The organism is Burkholderia sp. AU31652 (assembly GCF_002223155.1).
Lineage (GTDB): Bacteria > Pseudomonadota > Gammaproteobacteria > Burkholderiales > Burkholderiaceae > Burkholderia.
This window is the reverse complement of record NZ_NKFG01000003.1, coordinates 260201-280777: the sequence shown is the minus strand read 5'-3', so window position 1 is coordinate 280777 and position 20577 is coordinate 260201. Positions and strand designations below refer to the sequence as shown.

The window sequence follows — 20577 nt, the reverse complement described above, 5'->3', positions numbered from 1 at the left end:
TTTATGTCGCTTTCTCGGATGCGTGCGGCTGTTCCGCGCGATTTCCGTCATCTTGTACCACATGCAGCAGCGCCGCCCCAAGCTCTTCGGCCGCCAAATTCCGGCATTCGGGAGCATCTGTGCCGTAATTTCGCCAAATAAAGTAGTCGCTGGTTTGTGGAGAAACGCCCAGCTTTTCGAATACGTGAGGTAACGCGGGAACATGGTCGCCGTAAAAACAAACGACTGTTTCACGATCGCTGGCGCGCAAATGATCGAGCAAGCGGCCGATCATAGCGTCGGCGTTTTCAATGTGCCGCAAGTAGGCTGTCAGGTCGCGCCAGGATGGGTCTTCGCCGAGAGTATGCCTTGAAGACGATTCGCCGGGCAAAACGTGCTCGAGGTGCAACGGACCGTGGTTCTCCATTGTCATGGCGAAGATGAACTGTGGGCGGTCACGGTCCGCCGCCTCCAGCGTCGAAACGATTGCGTCGGCAACGGCTGCATCCGCCACGTACGGACCGGCACGCGAAGCGGACGCAAAATGATCGATATCGAGGAAACGGGCAAAGCCGAGGAGCGGAAATACACGGTTCCGCCCGAAGAAATCCGCGTAATAGGGGTGTATTGCAGCTGTCTCGTAACCGCCACATCCCAGCCAGGATGCGAGTGACGCGATTCGACGCCTGACAAAGGCGTACGGATAAAAGCGTGCATAGCCAAGCGCAAAGGATTCCGTGCCGGTCAGCACAGCAAACTCCGTACGCATGGTATTCGCGCCCCAGGCAGGAACGGTCATCTCGCCGCGCCAGACGGCCTCACGGCGCGCGTCGTCGAAGCACCTGAAAAGCCCGGGCGCGATCGTGTCGCCAAGCCGGCGCACGTCGAAGAACGATTCACTCTGGATCACGATCACATCGGGGTGCCGTCGCGGCTCGCCAATGGCGAATGGTCCGGCCGCCATCACTTCACGGAACTTCCGGAATGTCGCGGGACGCAGGCCGTTGAGCAGATAGGCGACAAACACGGCAAAGAAGCCATGGCGCCTCTGGTCGACGTTCGGATCAAGCGTGAGCAGCAGGCGAGCGGCGACGGATACGGCAAGCGCGAACGGCAATGCCACCGCAAGCCAGGTCGCTGCGGGTGAACCTGAAGATACGGGCCGCTCGACGACGAAGCCCGCGATCACCAGTACGATGCCTGCCCCAATCGCGGCGACTTTGCCCACGCTCAGGAACGGCAGGTAGAGACGGGGATGCGAAAACAACTGGCTGAAGAGACTGAGATCGGTAAATACGAACGGCTCGCGCAACGACTCGTACTTGGCATTGCTGACTGCAGCGACAAGACCAACGAGCGCGAGCGTCGCGCAGGCCGAAAAGAGCGGCCGCAACGTGACGGCGACCAGCAGATCAAATAAAAAGAGTACAGAAAGAATGTGAAGTGCTGACGACAGCAACGGTCGCCGCAACGGCGCGCGCGGAACGGCGACCGCATCGAACGCGAACGACAACGCAACGGTGGCCGTAAGCACCCACGTATGGCCCCCGCTCAATTGACCCGGTCCTTCGACGGCAGATACGACAAGCGGCCGAGAATCGCATCGGCCAGCGCAGCGGGCAAAACCGACAGCAGGCGCATGCCCAGCGCGAGCACGCCCGGGAACGCGATCTCGCTGCGCCCCGCATCGAGCTGGCGGCGAATATAGGCCGCAGCACGCTCGGCGCTCCACAGAAATGGCTTGTCGCCGGGGAACACGTCGCTCATCGCCGTCTCTACGAACCCGGGAAGGATCACCGTGACCCTCACCCCGCGGCGGGCCAGCAGCGGCCGCACCGAGTCTCCATAGGCCTTGATCGCAGATTTGCTCGCGCAATAGGCAGGCGAGATCGCCATGCCGCGCAGCGCGGCGAGCGAGCTGACCATTGCAACGCGGCCACGCCCGCGCGAGCCCATCCGCTCGACGACGGGCAGGACCGTGTTAAGCATGCCGTAAAGGTTGGTATCGATAACGTGCGCGGTGCGCTCCAACCCCTCCCAATCCGAAGCCGATGCGATCGTGCTTGCTACACCGGCATTCGCGATCAACAGGTCGATCGGATGCCGGGTGTCGAAATCGTCGAGCCACGCAGCCACGGCCGTCGCCTCACGCACGTCGATGACGCCTGTTTCAACCGTGGCCCCGCGCGCACGGCAGATCGCAGCGGTCGCATCGATCCGCTCGCGATCGCGACCAATCAGACCCAGCGCAGCCCCGGGCCGTGCATAGGCAAATGCAATGGCTCGACCGAGGCCGGCGCTGGCTCCGGTAACGACGACGTGGGCCGGCCCTTGACTACGCATGCGCGCGATCCAGGCGGTCGACCGATCCCTTTACCGCCATCTCGATGCCGGTACGCGTGTAGAAATCGCCGTTGATCTGCGTGTAATGCATGATGTAGTCTAGGAAAGCTTGATAAAGATCCATGTCCGGCTCGCTCCCTTGCCCCCAGAATTCATCCAGCGTTCCCTGCCAGGTCAACCCGGGAATTGAGTAGATGGCGTCGCCCAGCGTGATCAGCGGCCGCCGATGATGCAGCGCCGACAAGCCCACCGTGCTGTTCACCACGACCACGCCCTTCGCATGATCGAGAAGCGTCGGCAAATGCCCGGCGTCGATAAAGCGAACCCGGTCGGCCACGCGCAACTCGTGAGCCAGCCTTTCGGTATACCGCCGATATTCGATCAATCCCGTATCAAGAGGATGATTCTTAATTACCAGCAATGAATCCGGTTCAGAGTATGCCGCAAACGATTGCATTACACGGTCGATCGCGTCTCGGACCCCATCAAATGGTGAATGGACAATAATTTGCGCGTCCGAATTCAATTGCAGCGGGAAAAGATAAAAACCCCGGCCTTTCGCCAGAAGCTCGGCGGTCACACGCTCGGCCTCGCCTTGGTGAAGCCGCTGCAGTAGCGCCCGCGACGCCAGTCCCGCGTATTCAAACAGGCCGTTCTTCGGCCGGTGACTCCGATAGTGAGGGAATCGGGCGCTGAGGAACGCATTGGCGGCACGGTAGCGGATGTCATGAAACGCGCGCTCATACAGGTTGTACCCCGTTGGGCGGCCGACCCCGGCCGAGGGCATCGAGCCGCGCGCCGCGTAGTAAACGGCCGGATCCTTCGGCAACGAGGACCGGCCATTCACGCCGCCGCACTCGAGCGTCAGCCAATGAGGACGGACGTATCCCTCCTCGAACACATGGACCCGGAGGCCGCTCGCCTCGGCGATTGGATGGATGGGGCGATGAATTTCCCTACAATCGCCGAACATGACGATATCAGTAAAATTACCCGACTTTACAATGTCGCCGTACCATTCCAGCAAATGCTCGACCGGGTCCGAGTAGTTCCAGCTTCCCTTCGAACCCGAATAAATCAGATCCCCACCACAAAAATTGACCCTACGAACCCAGTGTCCGCGCTCACGCAGCGCGGCAGCTAGCCTGCCAAAAAAAGGGGAAGCCGTACCCTGCAGGACAAGAAAGGAGCGTTGCATGTGAAAGCATCAAGGCTGCACGATCCCGCCGAAGGACCCCCCCACGGCCAGGCCAGCAGCAGTTTTAAGCAGTAGTTTTAATAAGCAAACCGGTGCTCCAGAACCGGCAGAGAATACAGTACCTTTGTGAAAATATAAACATCAGCGATATCGCAACTGCACGCTGTCACAGCGAGCGATAGCGCTAGTCACTCCACGTAGCTATAATCGGCGGCTCGTTTTAAAAACCTACTGCGTTCGCCGCCTCGCTCACGCGAAAGCTGGCATGGGCGGCGCATGCCAGATGCGGCAGGCAACGCCTCCGACGTTTGTCAGCCGAGAGGGGATGCACCGCCGCACCGGTCGTTGCGCTTCCCTGCCCCCGCTCGTCGGAATTCGCAAGCCCGTTGCCACGGGATGGGAAAAATATTTAGTCTGGGAATTGCGTTGGAAACCACATCTAGCAACGAAGCGACTGTACCACCCAACAACGGCAAGAAGCCCCTGATGGAGCGCATCAAGGGAATCAACCGCCTCTTCGCATGCACCGTCATCGTCCCGACCGCGATCGCGGTCGCCTACTTCGGTCTCATCGCATCCGACGTCTACGTCTCGGAATCGCGCTTCGTTGTACGCAGCCCACAGCGGCAAATGCAAACGAGCTTCGTGGGCGCATTGCTGCAAGGCTCCGGCTTCTCGCGCGCGCAGGACGACACCTACGCGGTGGTCGACTATATCCAGTCCCGCGATGCGCTACGTGAGCTGAACAAGGCGGACTATATTGCCAACGCATACGGCGACCACGGCGACTTCGTCAGCCGGTTCTCGAAGTCGTTCGACAACAGCTTTGAAGCCTTGCTGAAATACTATCGCAAGCATGTCGTCTCGGTTGACTTCGACTCCGCCTCCGCCATTACGACCCTTCAGATCCGCGCCTACACTGCGCAGGATGCTGAAAAGATCAACGAATCTCTGCTGGAGCTGAGCGAAGGCCTCGTCAATCGCATGAATGATCGCGCCGCGAACGATACCGTGCGATTCGCGCAGAAGCAGGTCGACCAGGCAACCGCAAAGGCCAAGGATGCAGCCGCAGCGCTGGCCTCATACCGGAATACACACACGGTTTTCGATCCCGACAAGCAATCCGCGCTGGAACTGCAGCAAGTCAGCAGCCTGCAATCGCAGTTGCTGACGGCACAGAGCCAACTGATCCAGCTGCAGTCCACCGCGCCGGCAAACCCGCAGGTCGCGACGCTGAAAACGAACATTTCGACGCTTCAGCGTCAAATCGAGGCAGCCACCAGCGGTGTCGCCGGCCGAACCGGCTCCCTGTCGGACAAGGCCGCACAATACGCACGCCTGCAACTGGAGTCGCAGTTTGCGGACAAGCAGTTGGCTTCCGCGATGACGGGCATGGAAAACGCGCGTGCCGAATTGCAGCGCAAGCAGCTCTATCTCGAGCGGCTTGTCGAGCCCAACACCCCGGACATCGCAATCGAGCCGCGACGCCTGAAGTCGATCTTCGAGACTTTCGCGTTGAGCATGATCGTCTGGGGCATCTTGAGCCTGTTGCTGGCCGGCGTCCGAGAGCACTATGACTAATCGGCACGCCGTGCATCACGACACGCCCTTCTTTCGCTCGTTGCACATCCAGTTCCGCGTCGTCGGCGCGCTGCTGATGCGTGAAATCATCACGCGCTATGGTCGCCACAACGTGGGCTTCCTGTGGATCATGTGCGAACCGATGATGTTTACGCTCGGCGTCACCGCCCTGTGGACCGTCACCAAGGCGACTCACGGTTCGACGTTGCCGATCACGGCATTTGCCGTCACCGGATATTCGACGGTGCTGTTATGGCGCAATTGCGCAGGCCGCTGCTCGCTCGCGATCCAGCCGAATCAGAGCCTGCTCTACCATCGCAACGTCAGGGTGATCGATCTACTGATGGCCCGCCTGGTGCTCGAGATATCCGGCGCGACGATGTCGTTTTTCGTACTGAGCGTGCTCTTCATCGGGATCGGCATGATGGCGCCGCCGCACAACATCGCCCTGATCCTCGGCGGATGGATTCATATTGCGACGCTCGCTTGCGGCCTCGGGTTCACGCTTGGCGCACTGAGCGAGCGCAGCGAAACCGTCGAGCGGGTCTGGCACACGATCGCCTACCTGTTGTTTCCGTTGTCGGGCGCTGTATTCATGGTGGACTGGATGCCTCAGTATGCGCAGAAATTCGTTTTGCTTCTGCCAATGGTGCATGGGGTAGAAATGATCCGGTCTGGTTATTTCGGCCCTCTCGTCAAGGCACATTACGACATCGGTTATATGGTGACCTTCGACCTGGTTCTTCTACTCATCGGTCTGTGCCTCGTCCGCGAAGCCAGCAAGCACGTGGAGCCGGAATGATTGCACTCAAAGGCCTGAGCAAGGCTTATCACACCCGGACCGGCCGACGTACGGTACTCGATGACATTTCGCTGACCGTAAACAAAGGCGAACGTGTCGGCATTCTCGGACGCAACGGTGCCGGGAAGTCGACGTTGATCCGGATGATCAGCGGCGCAGAACCTCCGACGGCCGGGCGTATTACGCGCGACATGAGCGTCTCTTGGCCACTCGCCTTCGGCGGCGCCTTCCAGGGCAGCCTGACCGGAATGGATAACCTGCGTTTCGTATGCCGGGTGTACGGTGCGGATGCGAAGCGCGCAGAGCCGTTCGTGCAAGAATTTTCGGAGCTGGGCAGCTACCTTCGAGAACCGGTGAAGACGTATTCTTCCGGCATGCGGGCGCGCTTGGCATTCGCAATTTCGATGGCGATCGAATTTGATTGCTTCCTGATCGACGAGATTATCGCGGTTGGCGACAGTCGCTTTCACGCGAAATGCCATCACGAGCTGTTCGAAAAGCGACGGGATCGAGCACTCATTATCGTCAGTCACGATGTCGCCTATGTTCGACAGCACTGTGACCGCGCAGCCGTACTGGTGCAGGGAAAGCTTCACAATTTCGCGGACGTCGGCCAGGCGTACGATTTTTATCAGGCCAGCACCGCTTGAGCCCGCATCGCCGTACGACGCGGGCAATTAGTCTGATGTAAAGACATTCCGGAAAATCAGGCCGGAATTCAATCGACCGTTCAATTCTACTGGTCGATTATCAACAGATATCGAATAGGGCGACGCGCGCGAGCGCAAGGGTATTTGAGTGGCAACTTACCGTCAGAAACTGATCGTCGTTCTTGCGATGCATCGCAGCGGCTCGAGTGCAATCACCAATATGCTCCCCGTACTGGGCGTGCAGCTTGGTGACGCATTACTTCCTGGCATTGAAGGAAACAACGCAAAAGGGTTCTTCGAAGATAGCGACCTCAATGCGCTCAACATCGCTATGCTCGGTGCCGTGGAAAACGACTGGCATCATCTGACGTCGCTCGAAGAAACCGATTTTGACACGTTGCGCCGCAAGGGCTTTTTCGGACAAGCAGTCGATCTGCTGCAAAAGAAAATCCGCGATACGGATGTATTCGGATTCAAGGATCCGCGGGTATCCAAATTGCTCCCCTTCTGGCAACAAGTCTTCGCGCATTGCCAGGTCGAGACGCACTATCTGATCACCTTGCGCAATCCGGTGAGCGTCGCTCGTTCACTCAAGGAACGCAACGGCTTCATTCCAGGAAAAAGTTACCTTCTGTGGCTTCAGCACGTCCTGCCGGGGCTCATTCAGACCAACGGCGCATCCAGATGCATTGTGGATTACGACGCCTTTCTTGAAGCGCCTCAGCCCTATATCGATTTGTGCGCAATGCGTTTCGGCCTGACGATCGACCCGCAACGTCTGGCAGCATACGAAACCGAGTTTCTGGACCATTCGCTGCGGCACACGGTTTTCTCGAACGCAGACTTCGATCTCGAACCCATGTGTCCGACCATGGTTCGGGATGCTTACATGGCACTCAGGGCATGCGCTCTCCAGGAGCACGATCTGGACGATCCCGAATTGCGGCAGCGATGCATCGCCTGGAGCCACGCTCTCACGGGCATGCAGCCCACCCTTCGGTTGATTGACGCGCTATCGGCTCAGGTCGACCTCTATTACCAGACTGCGATGCAGAATGGCGGAGAGTTCGCTCGACAAAGGGATCTGTGCCGCTTGCTCGAAGACAAAATTACGGAGCTCGAACGACAGTCGAGGGCGGACGCGCATAATGCAACGCTTCGAATCGACGCATTGTCGCAGGCGCTCCAATTGAGCGAAGCTGCCGTGAGCCGCGTCACTGCGGAGCATGCCGCAAGCGAATTGACCTGGAACCAGGAAGCACTGGTTCGAGAAACCACTCACAATCAGCGGATCCGCGCACTCGAGATAGAATTTTCCCGTGAGCGGGAATCATTGATCGCTGCGGTCGAAACCGCTCAGCAAAATCTCAGTAGCCTGGTCGCCGAGAAACGCATCTCCGTCGAAGCTGACGCGCGTCGAGAACTTCAGTGGCAACAAGCGCTTGACGAACAACGCGACGGGCATCGCCTGCAATTGACCTTTCTCCAAGAAAAATCGGAAGCCGCCCTGGCCGCGGCCCTGCTGAAAACCCAGACGCTCACTGGCCAGCTGCACGAATCGCAAACAGCACTGCGCGGCGCCGACGACAAGCGCATCGCGCGCGAAGCGCAGTTTCACGATGAAGTGAAAGCGCTTCAAGCGGATGTCGAAGAGGCGCGACGCGAACTGCAGGCTCGCGATCGGCAGCATCAGGCGGAAGCGACGGAATACCAGGCGCAGTGCAGTGCAACCGACGCGCGGATCCACATGCTCGAACAGGACCTGCGGGCAACCCGCGACGAACTGGGGCGGATCAAGGCAAGCGCCTCGTGGAAATTCACTTCGCCCTTACGACGAATAGGACGCTGGATTATCCCTGCCAGATAGCGAGGCAGGATGAATTGACTGAATGGCAGGCGGCGGGAGAGCGCCAAGATTCCCTGCCACACCACCGAAGCAAAATACATCGCAAGAAAAATTGAGGTAGGTTTACCAATGACTGTCAGTTCACCCCCTTATTCGCACACGGCTCCTCCTGCTACATTGGACGAGTTGCTCGGCCTGGATGACGAAGCATTCGTGCTTGCTGCATATCGGACGGTATTGGGCAGGGAAGCCGATCAGGAGGGTCATGCATACTATTTGCGCCGTATCCGCAACGGGATCGGAAAGCTTCATATTCTCGGTCAGCTGAGGAATTCGAAGGAAGCCCGCGCACGCTCGATCGACATGAGCGGACTGGACCGCGCCATTCGTGCGACCAAGCTCAAGCAAATTTTCAGCTTCACGGCACCTTGGACGAGACATCGCAAGGATCGGGACCGGAAACTGAATGATCTGGAGAATTCGCTGCATGCACTTGCGCGCGTCGCGACGGCGACCAACGAGCAAGTCTCGAGCCTATACGCGTCGCTGACCAGGCTGCCTCATGCCCTCGGCGACCATCACCACCCCGTCATGCGTGGGCCGGCAAGGGCGGATGCCCCGCTCATTTCCGTGATCACGCCGCTCTACAAGACGTCGCTCTATTACCTGGAACGGTTGGCGACGTCACTCTGGGCCGTGCGTGACTCGATCGAATGGGTCGTCGTCAACGACTCCCCTGGCGTACCGCATGTCGAGTCGTTCATCGACAGGATGCAATCGTGCTTCCCGAACGTCAGGTACGTCAGGCACGACGTCAACCAGGGAATCTTTACCTCCTACACCAGCGGCATCAACGCCGCCACCACGCCGTACGTCGCCATTCTCGACCATGACGACGAGGTGGATCTCGCGCCGATCGTCGCGTACTTGAACGAGGTCGGGGAGCGTCACGACCTCATCTATACCGACGAAGTGCGATTCGGGCAGGGGGTGAATGTCCACTTTTCCAAGCCGACATTCGATCCGCTGAGTTCGATGCATTACTTCTACATGCATCACATCACGCTGTTCCGCACGTCGATTTGCAAGGAACTGATCGACAAGGAACCCGATGCCGTCAAAAAGTATCGCAGTTGCTTCGACATCTGGCTGGCCCTCGGCTATATCCGGCACTTCGGCTCACAACCGATTTCCAGCAAATACATGCCCTACCCCAGCTACGGCTGGCGGGTTCATGACGACAGTACGGCCAAGAGCCTAGGCCAGAAGCCACTTGCCGACGGTGAACGGATCGAGATCGCCAAGGCCCTCTACCGCGATCTGGATCCGTTGGCGAACATCGAGCTCGACGAAGAAGCACGCTATCTCGTTCGATATCGATATCCTACTGCGTCGGCGCAGGACCGGAAGCAGCTGGCAAAGCTGATTTGCTCGCGCTTCGACGTCTATACGCACCGCATGACCGCCATTTCGGAACATCAGATGGGCCGGGGAGACCATCCGCTACTCGTCGCGCTGTCCAACGTCCCGCTGGCTTACCTCGACGACTTCATCACCGGAAAATGCCTCATCGTGCCGCGACAAAAGCTTCCGCGGGACAGCCGGATCCACGACAGCGTCTCGCGTCACCTGAACAACGTTCCGGTGCTGGAAACGATCGACGACAGACTCAGTCCTGCCGATTTCGCCAAGCTGACGGCGCAGAACATCGGCATCCTGAGCTCCAAGCGAGCACCGAAAATGGACAAGAGCCGCACGGCATCACATCTGCTAGTCGTTTGATGGAAGCACGCTACAAATGAACAAGAACAGTTCCAATCCGACAGTCAGCATCCTCTTGCCGGTCTACAACGGACAGGCCTACCTGCAGGAAATGCTGGAGTCCATTGCTTCGCAGAACCTGACCGATTTCGAACTGATCGTCGTCGACGACGGGTCGACCGATGGCAGCTGGGATCTATTGACGTCGTGGATGAGCGGTCACGCCCTCTCCGTCCGGAGATTGCGCAAGCCGGTCAATTTGGGCGTATGCGCGGCACTCGTTGACGCATCGCGGCTCGCACGTGGACGCTATATCGCGCAGATCGGCCAGGACGACGTATGGGCGCCCGATCACTTGTCGGCGCTCTGCGCCGCGCTGGACAACAATCCGGACGCGAGCGCGGCATTCGCCGGCGTCACCTATATCGATGCGCAAAGCAAGCCGATGGTCGCTACCGTGTTCAATCACGGCCGCATCGACGAAGATGGTCATGAGACGCTGCTCGCCAAACTGACGGCAGGAAATTTCCTCTGCGCACCCGCGTCCATGTTCCGCCGCGAGTTCTTCGACATCTCGTACTGGGGCGCGTCGAACGAGCGTCTGCAGGATTACGAGCTGTGGCTCAATTTGCTGCTGCACGGCCGTTTCGTGTTCACCAAGCAGATCACATGCTCGTACCGGTTGCACAACAACAATCTGAGCTCTGGCTCGCAAATGCGGCTGCAGAGCGAGTACGAGTTGCTCATGACGCTGATGCGGGTACTGATGAGCAGCCGATTCGAGCATTTCTATGCAGGCCTGAACAACGATTCGGACCGGCGAATCGAGTTCGTTCGCGCGCTCGACCGCAGCCTGACGATGGTCACCGATTACTGCTCCGGCATCGCCATGCTGCACGCTGCAGTCCTCGAACGCATCAGCATGTGGGAGACGGAACGTTTGCAGGAAGTCAACGCCATGCGGATCAGGAGCGTACGGGCGCTCGGCCTGCTGCGCAAGGCACTTGCGTTGAGAAAGGTCAGTTCGGCCCATCTGCTGCGAGACAACAGCGGCGTGCCGTATCTCGTTCCGGCTCATGACGCACTGTCGCCCCTCGTCACGGCGCTAATCGAAGAAGGCTGCTTCCAGGACGGTGCGCATATCGACTTCTCGTCCGTCGATTTGCCCTACCTGTATGCATGCTCGGAAACTCAAGTTGAACAATTGAAGTCCTATGATTCATTCCTGTCTGCGACTCACGAACATCGCGTCGTGGTATTCGACACGGAAAAGACCGGCGACCATCCATGCGGATTCGGAATTGCAGCCGATCAGCAGCTGGATCATGGCCTGATGGACAAATTGTTCAAGTTCATGGAAGAAAGACATCGGTCGTTCTATCAAGCACGTCCGATGATTGGGTGAAGCGTTGTGAGCGCAAAAGTCGATATGCCAACCAATATTCAGAAGTGCGTCCTTGTCACTGCCGCCGGTACTGCCACGGCCGTCAATGTCATCAAGAGCCTGTCGCAGATTCCCGGCGTCAGGATCGTGACGACGGACAGCAACGTGCGCCACATGATTGCGGCTCCCGCTCGCTGGGACACCACGCACTATCAGGTACCGCTCGCGAGCAATACCGATGCCTTCGTCTCGGCATTGACGGCAATCTGCGAAAAGGAAGGCGTCGATGCGATCTATCCGATCCACGATGCTGAAATTCTTGCGGTCACCGCCCATCGAACCCGATTTCCTGCGCACGTGCGGCTGCCGGCCCTGTCGCCCGACAGCGTGCGAAATTCGAACGACAAGCTGCTGAATTTCGATATCTGCCGCGAGGCAGGCCTCCCCGTTCCCGATACGATTCCGGGATCGAAGCTGCAGTCGAGCGATATCGAACGCTATAAGGCATTGATTCGCAAGCCGCGATCCGGCGTAGGAAGCGTCGGCGTTCGCCGGGTGACAAACTTCGACGAGCTGGACTGCCAGGCGGACTTGACCGATTCCATCGTGTATCAACAGCCCTGCGCCGGCGACGAATATACGATCGATGTCCTTCGTGTCGGCTCCGATCTGATTTCCGTCACACGCGAGCGTCTCGAAACCAAGGCCGGGGTATGCACGAAGGCGCGCGTCTCCGTACACCCGAACACCGACGCGCTCGCTCGCCGCATTGCGGACGTGTTCGAACTCCAGGGCCTGTTCTGTTTCCAGGTCATCGGCGACATCGAAAGCGGCGACCTGAAGATCATCGACATCAATCCCCGTTGCGGCGGCGGTACGGCACTTTCCGTCGCAGCAGGATTTCCGCTGCTTCAATGGCATTTCGCCGCGCTTCTGGATCTCCAAGAAACATCGGAATTCAAAAGCGCATGCGAGCTCCGGCTGGCCCAGGGGGGTGAAGCGATCGTCTGCCGCCATTACGAAGAAATTGTGACCTTCTCATCATGAAGCCACATCGCCCGCTAGTCGCCCTCGATTTCGACGGCACGCTCGTTTCGTGCAAAGAGAAGCAACTGTATGCGCTCGATGAAGCGTCAAAGCTGCATCACGTCGCCTACGATGCCCACGACACGTTCTGGGACCTGAAACGCAATGGATCTTCCACGCTCAAGGCGCTGACGGCGACGGGTATGGATGCGGTGCAGGCGAGCAAGGTCGCGGCGGCTTGGATCGACATCGTCGAGAGCGAACAGGCCAGCGAGCACGACAGACTGCTGCCGGACGTTGCCGACGCGCTTCGCGGTTTGGCCGCATCGGCCGACCTGATGCTGCTGTCCGCGCGCCGCAATGCCGCGCTGCTCGAACGGCAACTCGTGTCGCTGGATCTATTGAAGTTCTTTCCGATCTGGGAAACGGTCTCGCCGCTGGGCGGGGTCAGCAATTCAAAAGCACAGCGCCTCGTACATCACGGCGCTTGCTGCTACGTCGGCGACACCGAGAGTGACTGGTCGGCATCCGTAGCAGCGGCACTTCCGTTTTACCTGCTTTCTACCGGGCAGCGCAGCAATTCTTTTTTTGAGACGCATTTTCTAAATCTTGAGAATGCACCGCCGGTCATCTACGGCAATTTTCAACACGTCGCCGACGCCATCAAACATGACATACTCAGTTGACATGTGTCGATTCATCGACCTTCCGCAGTTCTCGGATCGCCGCGGGAACCTGTCGTTCATTGAAAATGGAGGCGCGCTGCCATTCGACGTCAAGCGATTCTACTTTCTGTACGACGTGCCGTTCGGCGTCGAACGCGCGGGGCACGCGCACAAGAATCTGCATCAAGTATTTTTCGCGTTCGCCGGCTGTTATGAGCTGCACCTCGACGACGGCACGAACAAGCGGACGGTGTTGATCAATCAACCGAACAAGCCATTCTACGTCTGCCCTCACATCTGGCGCGTCGTCGACAGTTTCACGTCCGGCGCCGTATGTGCCGTGCTCGCAAGTGAGCAATATAGCGAGTCGGACTATCTGAGGAACTATGACGACTTTCATCAATATCTCAAAACAGTAAAATCGCCGCGGGAGAACGTGCTGTGAATGTACCTTTTTTGGACCTTGGTCGCCTGAATGCGCCTTACAAGGCGGAATTTCTCGGCGTCGCGTCGAAGCTTTTCGACGACGGCACGTTCATCGGCGGTGGACTCGTTAGCCAATTCGAACGCGAATTCGCTGAATATTGCGGCACCGAGCATTGCGTCGGTGTCGGCAACGGGCTCGACGCCATCACTCTCGCCCTGAAGGCGCTCGGCATCGCCCCGGGTGACGAAGTCATCGTTCCGGCGCAGACGTTCGTTGCGACCTGGCTTGCCGTGACGCACGTCGGCGCGGTCAATGTCCCGGTCGACGTCGAGCCGCGAACAGCCAACCTCGATCCGGACCTGATCGAAGCCGCGATTACGCCGCGTACCAAGGCGATCATCGTCGTCCATCTGTATGGCGCGACCGCGGACATGGCGCGCATCAACGAGATCGCCAAACGTCACGGCCTATACGTCATCGAGGATGCCGCCCAGGCTCACGGCGATATCCGCTTCGACCGCAAGGTCGGCACGTTCGGTGATATCGCGACGTTCAGCTTCTACCCGTCTAAGAACCTCGGTGCGGTCGGTGATGCCGGATGCGTGGTCACCAACTCGAGCGCCCTCGCACAGCGCGTGCGTGAGCTTGGCAACTACGGCAGCTCGGTCAAGTATCGTCACGATTCCATCGGTTTCAACAGCCGCCTCGATCCGATCCAGGCCGGTTTCCTGTCCCTGAAGATCAAGGACCTCGATCGCATCATCGAGAAGCGACGGGCTATTGCCGCACGCTACGATCAGGCCATCGGCAACGCCGACGAGTCCGCTCCGGTCTTCCGATTGCTCGACTTCGGTCTGCAATCGGTCTGGCACAACTACGTCATCGTCTGCCGGGATCGCGATACCGTTCAGCGACAGCTGACGGAGGCTGGGGTCGGCGTCGGCATCCACTACCCTACGATTCCTACCGAGCAAACCTGCTACGCCGACATGCAGCACTACAGCCAGGCAACGCCGGTCGCGCACCGCCTCAGTCAATCCGTTCTGAGCTTGCCGATGGGTGAATACCTGAGCGACGCCGAAGTCGATCACGTCTGCGGCGCGCTGCGGAAACTGGCGTAACCGAAGTTTCATCGACGCTACCGGCATTACAGGACGCGATTCGATCTTCCGCTCTCCTCGCGAGATCGACCCGCGCCTGCCGCGCCATGACGGGGACGTATCGTTCCCGTCATGTGAATGCAGGTCCCGAAATACGAGTCTGTCGTCGGTTCGGCAATCTGCCTCCCGTCATGACGTAGCGCATTACCGTGTCATCTATGATCGATCTGGAGTTCTTTCGCTTGAGCTGGAACATGTCGCATCTGCGACGTCTTCCGGACGACACCGATCAGCCGATGAACTCGCGGCCATGCAAGTCCTATGCAGTATGCGCTCGCGTGAAGGCCGGGTGGTACATGCTGGAGCTCCGGGCTCATGCCGCCGCCCCCAGCGTCAAGGTGCGTGTCGTCACCGTCCCGGAAGGCGGCGAAACCGAATCGTTCTCGGTAACGACGAGCACGAGACACGTCAGCAAACGGCTCATTCGCCTGTCGTCGCGCGGGAGCGTCAGTTTGCACATGGAATCCGCGCACCCGGACGACGAAGTCACGCAATTCAAGTTGGCTCGCGTAACGGGCCGGTTCGCACGCTCGCGCATGCATCGAAAGCTGAGCGCGCTGCACCCGATGTACAAACTCGACGCGTTCGGCTCGTCTTCGACCCGGCAGGCGAACGCCGGACCTGAGCGAGACATATGGCACGACTACTGCCAGCTCTTCGAAAACCCAGATGCGCTCGTCGAATATTTGGACTGGGTCGAGTGCTTCGACACGCCGAGCGGCGACGCACTTGCCCGGATGAGCCGTCGCATCGATTCATTCCGTGATCGCCCCACCGTTGCGCTGGCGATGGCGTTATCCGGGCCGAATGCTGCCTGGCTGAACACAACCATTCAGCACGTGAAGGCGCAGATCTACCCGTACTGGGCGCTTCATATCGTCGCTCCCGCCACGGTGGATCCAGAGATTCTGCACTTGCTCGAACATCACGCACTAAGCGACAGCCGCGTGAAAATCCTGCAGCCAGGCAATCACGCGACCCTCCAGGGCGAACTGACCCGCGCGTTGCTTCGATCCGGATCGTGGATCGCCATGCTCGGCCAGCACGATCTGCTGCCCCGGCACGCGCTGTTTGCCATTTGCGAAACCGTCGATGCAGCGCCGCATGCGGAGTTGATCTATTCCGACGAGGATCGGATTGACGAAGACGGATCACGCAAGGATCCGCACTTCAAATGCGACTGGAACGAAGATCTGTGCCTTTCTCGCGGCACGATCTCGCATTTGAGCGCCTGCCATGCTCGCCTGTTCGAGGCCGTGGGCGGCTGGGATCCGCGCCCGGGCTTCGCGTCCGGCTACGATCTCGCGCTGCGGTGCATCGAAACAGCCCGACCGGATGGCATCGTACATATTCCGAGCATCCTCTACCACGCTCGCGACAGTACCCAGGATCAGTTCGACACAGCCACCGATGCTGACAAGCAAGCCGGATACCTGGCACTCGCGAACTATCTGCAGCGCAGCGGAATCGCAGCGGATGCGCGCATTACGGCTCACGGCTACAGGGTTCGTTATCGGCTGCCCGAGCCGTGCCCGATGGTCAGCATCATCATTCCCACCAGAAATGGGCTGTCGCTGCTGCGCCAATGCATCGAGTCCATTCTGCGGCGGACGACCTACTCGAACTACGAGATCATCGTCGTCGACAACGGCTCCGACGAGCGCGAAACGCTGGATTACCTCGCCGCGCTGTCGACGCATGAACGCATCGAGATCGTTCGCGACGACCGGCCGTTCAACTATTCCGCGCTCAACAACCGCGCTTGCGCGCGCGCGCGCGGAGACTATATTGCCCTCGTCAACAACGACATCGAGGTCATCAGCCCGGACTGGCTGGAAGAAATGCTGGGACAGGCAACGCGCCCCGAAGTCGGTGCAGTCGGTGCAAAACTTCTGTATTCGGACGACACCGTTCAGCACGCCGGTGTCATCCTCGGCCTCAGCGGCGCCGCGGATCATATCCACCGCGGGCTGCAAAGGCACGATCCGGGCTATCAGGCTCGAGCAGCAGTCGTCCAATCCCTTTCTGCCGTCACGGCTGCCTGCCTCGTCGTCAGAAAATCGCTCTATATCGAAATCGGCGGCCTCAACGAAGCGTCTCTGCCCGTCGCTTTCAACGACATCGATTTTTGCTTGCGCATCAGGAGCGCAGGATATCGAATCATCTGGACGCCGTTTGCCGAACTCTATCATCACGAATCGGCAACCCGAGGTGAAGACAATACGCCGGAAAAAAAGCGGCGCTCGGATGGCGAGGTTGCGTACATGCGGCAACATTGGGCCGACTTCATGGCGGACGATCCGGCCTATAGCCGGAATCTAACGCTGGATCGGGCCCAGTGCCAGATCGCGTGGCCGCCGAGAGCGGGTCTGGGTGTTATCAGGAAGGCCGGCTCCGCGCTGGCACATCCGCGCGCGACATTCGAAGATCGACCGTCTGCCGATCCGGTTGGCTACTCGAACAGGGAAGAAACCTGATCCCGTTATGACAAACAACCGAACTTTCAGCGTTCTTCTGGAAATGCGGCCCGCCCTCGACGGCCACGCCGGCATTCCGCAGGAAACGAGATTACTGTTTCGAGGCTTGTGCGAGTGCCCGTCGATCGAGGTCGAAGGGCTGCTCCAGACCTCGCTCGCGTTTCTTGCGCCGGGCGCCGCAGACGAGCCGGCTCGTGAACCGGACATGACGCTCGCCGCGGTGCGTGAACGCACGCGGGTTGTCGTATCGATGGACAAACCGCGACCCAAAGGCATTTGGGCGACGGTTCGTACCTATGTCCGCTCCCGCCGAACCGCGTACGGGCTGGCCCTGTCCGCGCTGTTGCGTCCCGCGCGTGCTCACGTGCGACTCACTCGCTTCGCGCCCCGCGGCTTCGAGGAATTCGTCTGGCGCCGCCTGTTCGAGAAGACCCTGCCGGCAGACGATTTCAAGATCGTCACCGCACGCGATCTACGTGTCTGCACGGTACCCTGGAACGTGTTACAGAGTGCAGGACTTCTAACCTTGAAGTTCCGGCGTGAGGCAATCTATCCGCGCCTCGCGCTTGATCGGGCCGGCGTCTTCATTGCACAGACGCCGTATCCCGGCAGAATTCCCGACGATGTGGCGTTCGTCGTGCGTTATCACGACGCCTTCCCGATCATGATGCCCGACACGATCGCCAACAAGGTCCGCCATCAAGCCACGCACATGCATGCGTTGGTCAGCAATGCAAAATCCGGCGCGTATTTCGCCTGCGTGTCCGAAACGACCCGACAGGGCCTGATCGCGTTGCTTCCCGAGGTTCGCGATCGGTCGGTCACGATTCACAACATGATCTCGGCCGATTTCCGCGAAACCAACGCACCGGCCGGACGGGTCAAGCAGATCGTAAGGCTTCGCATTACCCCGGTCGGCCCGCTGAATCCGACCTTTTCCACGACCGAATCGAGAGAGCGCTTTTACGCCGACGCACTGGATCGGCAACCGTTCAAGTATCTACTGATGGTTTCGACGATCGAACCGCGCAAGAATCACGCTCGGCTCTTGGCAGCGTGGTCGACGCTTGTGGCCGATCGCGATCCATCGATCAAGCTCGTTTTTGTCGGAAACGCTGGCTGGGGGAGCGAAGTGCTGACCCAGGAAATGCGCGCGTGGATCGATACAGGCGCCCTGTTCGTCTTGTCCGGGGTCCCCGCCGAAGATCTGTGTACGTTGTATCGGCACGCCGTAGCGACAGTCTGCCCGAGCCTCGCGGAGGGTTTCGACTATTCCGGCCTGGAATCCATGGCCAGCGGCGGGGTCGTGGTGTCATCCGACATCGCGGTCCACCGCGAGGTCTACGGTGACGCAACCGAATATTTTGATCCGCACTGCACGCGGAGCCTGGCGGATGCGATTGGTCGCGTCGCCTATGACGACGGCGCTGAATTGCGACGTTCCGAATTGAAGGCACTGGGACGCCAAATGGCACCCCGGTATCGGCCAAAGCATATCCTGCCGCAATGGGAACGTTTTCTCGGTGCGATATCAGCCGGGAAGGCAGGAATCGGGAGATAGATCCGGTCGCTCCGACCGCACCGGATCAATACGCATTTCCGAGTACGGTATTGTTTAAAATGGTGCCTGTTGAATTTCCGGCAAGCACTGGTGTTTTTCGAACCAAACCGGGCATATTTGAATGGCTCAACCTGCTACATGTCGCAATTCACGAGCAACGCAAAACCGGCCGCCCTCCCGCCGAGCTCGGATGTTTTGTGGCCGGCGGAGGCCATGCGGCATGTACCCGGCCCCCGCTCCTCATCCGACGACGATCGATTGGATACGAGCCGCTTGACCGAAACACATCGCCCCCTTTTCCGGGACCGCTGCAGGTTTATTCAGAAGCAGCGATCTCAAACGCTCAGCCTAAAATTTTAGATACCCGTAACATGCGTCGCATACACTCTCTGACCTATACGTTGCCGCTCCTGTGCGGAATGGCCCTCACGGCCTGCTCGTCCATCCCTACGTCCGGACCGAGTACGTCGGCCGTCACGCAAGCACCGGCCAATCCGAGCTCGATCGGCATTCAGGTGGTCGACGTCAACGACGACGTGGCCCGGCGCCTGCTCTCCCTGCAACTGGCCGGCGATTTTTCGAAAACGCTCGGCGAACACGCGACGACGTCACAGCAGTTGGGCGCCGGCGACGTCATCGAGGTGTCGATCTGGGAGGCTCCGCCTGCTTTGCTGTTCGGCACGTCGTCGACGGACGGGCGCCCCAACACCACCTCCAATGCGCGCGTAACGGCGCTGCCGGATCAGACGATCGACAGCAACGGCAATGTGCGTATCCCATTCGTCGGGCCGATCAGGGCCGCCGGACGCACGCCCGAGGAACTCGGGATGGCGATCACCGAGAGACTGAAGGGCAAGGCCAATCAGCCCCAGACGCTGGTCAGGCTGGTACAAAACACGACTTCCTACGTCACGATCGTCGGCGACGTCAATTCCAGCAAACGCATGCCGCTGACGCCTAGCGGCGAGCGCATCCTCGACGCGCTCGCCAGCGCGGGCGGCGTGCGGCAGCCGATCGAAAAAATGACGCTGCAGGTTACGCGCGGCAAAACCGTGCAATCGCTGCCGCTGGAGACGATCATCCGGGATCCGCGCCAGAACGTTCCGCTTCAGCCCGGCGACGTCGTGACGGCGCTGTATCAGCCGAACAGCTTCACGGCGCTCGGCGCGACCGGCAAGAACGAGGAAATCAACTTCGAAGCGCAGGGCATTACGCTGGCCCAGGCGCTCGGCCGCATGGGCGGTCTGAACGACTCGCGCTCCGACGCCCAGGGCGTCTTCATCTTCCGGTTCGAGAAGGCGAATGCGCTCCAATGGCCGCTCCAGCCGGTCAAGACGGCACCCAACGGCCTGGTTCCGGTCGTTTATCGAGTCAACTTGAAGGATCCCAACAGTTTCTTCGTGGCGCAAAGCTTCATGATGGACAACAAGGATGTTGTCTACGTATCCAATGCGCCAATTGCGGAACTGCAGAAATTCCTCAATGTGATCTTCTCCGTGGCTTACCCCGTCATGACGACGGTTACGACTTTCCGGTAATCCATACGTAAAATTCCCGCCGCACGATTCGATTCGTGCGGCAAATCCTTCGATGTGCTCCGCCGCGGCAAAGCGGAAGACGAGTATGCGCGCCGATGCTTTTCCGATTTACGAAAGCGCATATGGATTTCGAATACCCGATCTCATCGAAGCACGCAACCCAATTTATTCATATTTAT

16 protein-coding genes are annotated in these 20577 nt (G+C 59.3%); 13 read left to right on the top strand and 3 right to left on the bottom strand.

Going from position 1 to position 20577, the window contains the following annotated elements; genetic code table 11:
• Nucleotide 1 precedes the first annotated feature (1 nt).
• Genes CFB40_RS03890 through CFB40_RS03880 form a run of 3 tightly spaced genes read right to left on the bottom strand, consistent with a single transcriptional unit; the run spans nucleotide 2 to nucleotide 3520 of the window.
• On the bottom strand, nucleotides 2–1513 hold the full coding sequence (locus CFB40_RS03890) for an LTA synthase family protein (protein ID WP_089430656.1): 1512 nt from the start codon (nucleotides 1511–1513) through the stop codon (nucleotides 2–4).
• A gap of 17 nt (nucleotides 1514–1530) precedes the next feature.
• Nucleotides 1531–2322 carry an SDR family NAD(P)-dependent oxidoreductase gene (locus tag CFB40_RS03885; RefSeq protein WP_089430655.1) on the bottom strand — a complete coding sequence of 264 codons (792 nt, stop codon included), beginning with the start codon at nucleotides 2320–2322 and terminating at the stop codon, nucleotides 1531–1533.
• Nucleotides 2315–3520: a capsule biosynthesis protein gene (locus CFB40_RS03880; RefSeq protein ID WP_089430654.1), complete on the bottom strand. Its 1206-nt coding sequence runs from the start codon at nucleotides 3518–3520 to the stop codon at nucleotides 2315–2317. Before CFB40_RS03880 ends, CFB40_RS03885 begins: the two co-directional genes overlap by 8 nt.
• A 486-nt stretch (nucleotides 3521–4006) precedes the next feature.
• On the opposite strand from CFB40_RS03880, the gene CFB40_RS03875 reads away from it, so the two are divergent.
• The 13 genes from CFB40_RS03875 to CFB40_RS03815 all read left to right on the top strand — a co-directional run bounded on the left by CFB40_RS03875 (nucleotide 4007) and on the right by CFB40_RS03815 (nucleotide 20398).
• Nucleotides 4007–5101: a hypothetical protein gene (locus CFB40_RS03875; protein WP_226274929.1), complete on the top strand. Its 1095-nt coding sequence runs from the start codon at nucleotides 4007–4009 to the stop codon at nucleotides 5099–5101.
• Nucleotides 5094–5903 carry an ABC transporter permease gene (locus tag CFB40_RS03870; protein ID WP_089430653.1) on the top strand — a complete coding sequence of 270 codons (810 nt, stop codon included), beginning with the start codon at nucleotides 5094–5096 and terminating at the stop codon, nucleotides 5901–5903. The genes CFB40_RS03875 and CFB40_RS03870 overlap by 8 nt, the downstream gene beginning before the upstream one ends.
• A complete protein-coding gene (locus CFB40_RS03865) occupies nucleotides 5900–6553 on the top strand; it encodes an ABC transporter ATP-binding protein (RefSeq protein WP_059590821.1) in 654 nt (217 codons plus the stop codon). Before CFB40_RS03870 ends, CFB40_RS03865 begins: the two co-directional genes overlap by 4 nt.
• A 148-nt stretch (nucleotides 6554–6701) precedes the next feature.
• Nucleotides 6702–8420 carry a hypothetical protein gene (locus tag CFB40_RS03860; protein ID WP_143329810.1) on the top strand — a complete coding sequence of 573 codons (1719 nt, stop codon included), beginning with the start codon at nucleotides 6702–6704 and terminating at the stop codon, nucleotides 8418–8420.
• 156 nt (nucleotides 8421–8576) lie between these two features.
• Nucleotides 8577–10181 (top strand): glycosyltransferase, encoded by a 1605-nt coding sequence (locus CFB40_RS03855; RefSeq protein WP_179255251.1) that lies wholly within the window; start codon nucleotides 8577–8579, stop codon nucleotides 10179–10181.
• A gap of 16 nt (nucleotides 10182–10197) precedes the next feature.
• Nucleotides 10198–11565, top strand: coding sequence for a glycosyltransferase family 2 protein (locus tag CFB40_RS03850; RefSeq protein WP_089430650.1), 1368 nt, complete (start codon nucleotides 10198–10200; stop codon nucleotides 11563–11565).
• Between the two features lie 6 nt (nucleotides 11566–11571).
• Nucleotides 11572–12591, top strand: coding sequence for an ATP-grasp domain-containing protein (locus CFB40_RS03845; protein ID WP_143329809.1), 1020 nt, complete (start codon nucleotides 11572–11574; stop codon nucleotides 12589–12591).
• Nucleotides 12588–13256, top strand: a complete 669-nt coding sequence (locus tag CFB40_RS03840; protein ID WP_089430648.1) for an HAD family hydrolase — start codon at nucleotides 12588–12590, stop codon at nucleotides 13254–13256. The genes CFB40_RS03845 and CFB40_RS03840 overlap by 4 nt, the downstream gene beginning before the upstream one ends.
• A 1-nt stretch (nucleotide 13257) precedes the next feature.
• Entirely contained in the window at nucleotides 13258–13680 is a 423-nt protein-coding gene (locus tag CFB40_RS03835) for a sugar 3,4-ketoisomerase (protein ID WP_226188527.1), read from the top strand.
• Complete coding sequence (locus CFB40_RS03830; RefSeq protein WP_179255250.1) at nucleotides 13677–14783, top strand: DegT/DnrJ/EryC1/StrS family aminotransferase; 1107 nt, start codon at nucleotides 13677–13679, stop codon at nucleotides 14781–14783. The genes CFB40_RS03835 and CFB40_RS03830 overlap by 4 nt, the downstream gene beginning before the upstream one ends.
• 197 nt (nucleotides 14784–14980) lie before the next feature.
• Nucleotides 14981–17299 (top strand): glycosyltransferase family 2 protein, encoded by a 2319-nt coding sequence (locus CFB40_RS03825; protein WP_089430646.1) that lies wholly within the window; start codon nucleotides 14981–14983, stop codon nucleotides 17297–17299.
• A 7-nt stretch (nucleotides 17300–17306) separates the two neighbouring features.
• A complete protein-coding gene (locus CFB40_RS03820) occupies nucleotides 17307–18860 on the top strand; it encodes a glycosyltransferase family 4 protein (RefSeq protein ID WP_089430645.1) in 1554 nt (517 codons plus the stop codon).
• A 371-nt stretch (nucleotides 18861–19231) separates the two neighbouring features.
• Nucleotides 19232–20398, top strand: coding sequence for a polysaccharide biosynthesis/export family protein (locus CFB40_RS03815; RefSeq protein ID WP_089430644.1), 1167 nt, complete (start codon nucleotides 19232–19234; stop codon nucleotides 20396–20398).
• The last annotated feature ends 179 nt before the right edge of the window (nucleotides 20399–20577 follow it).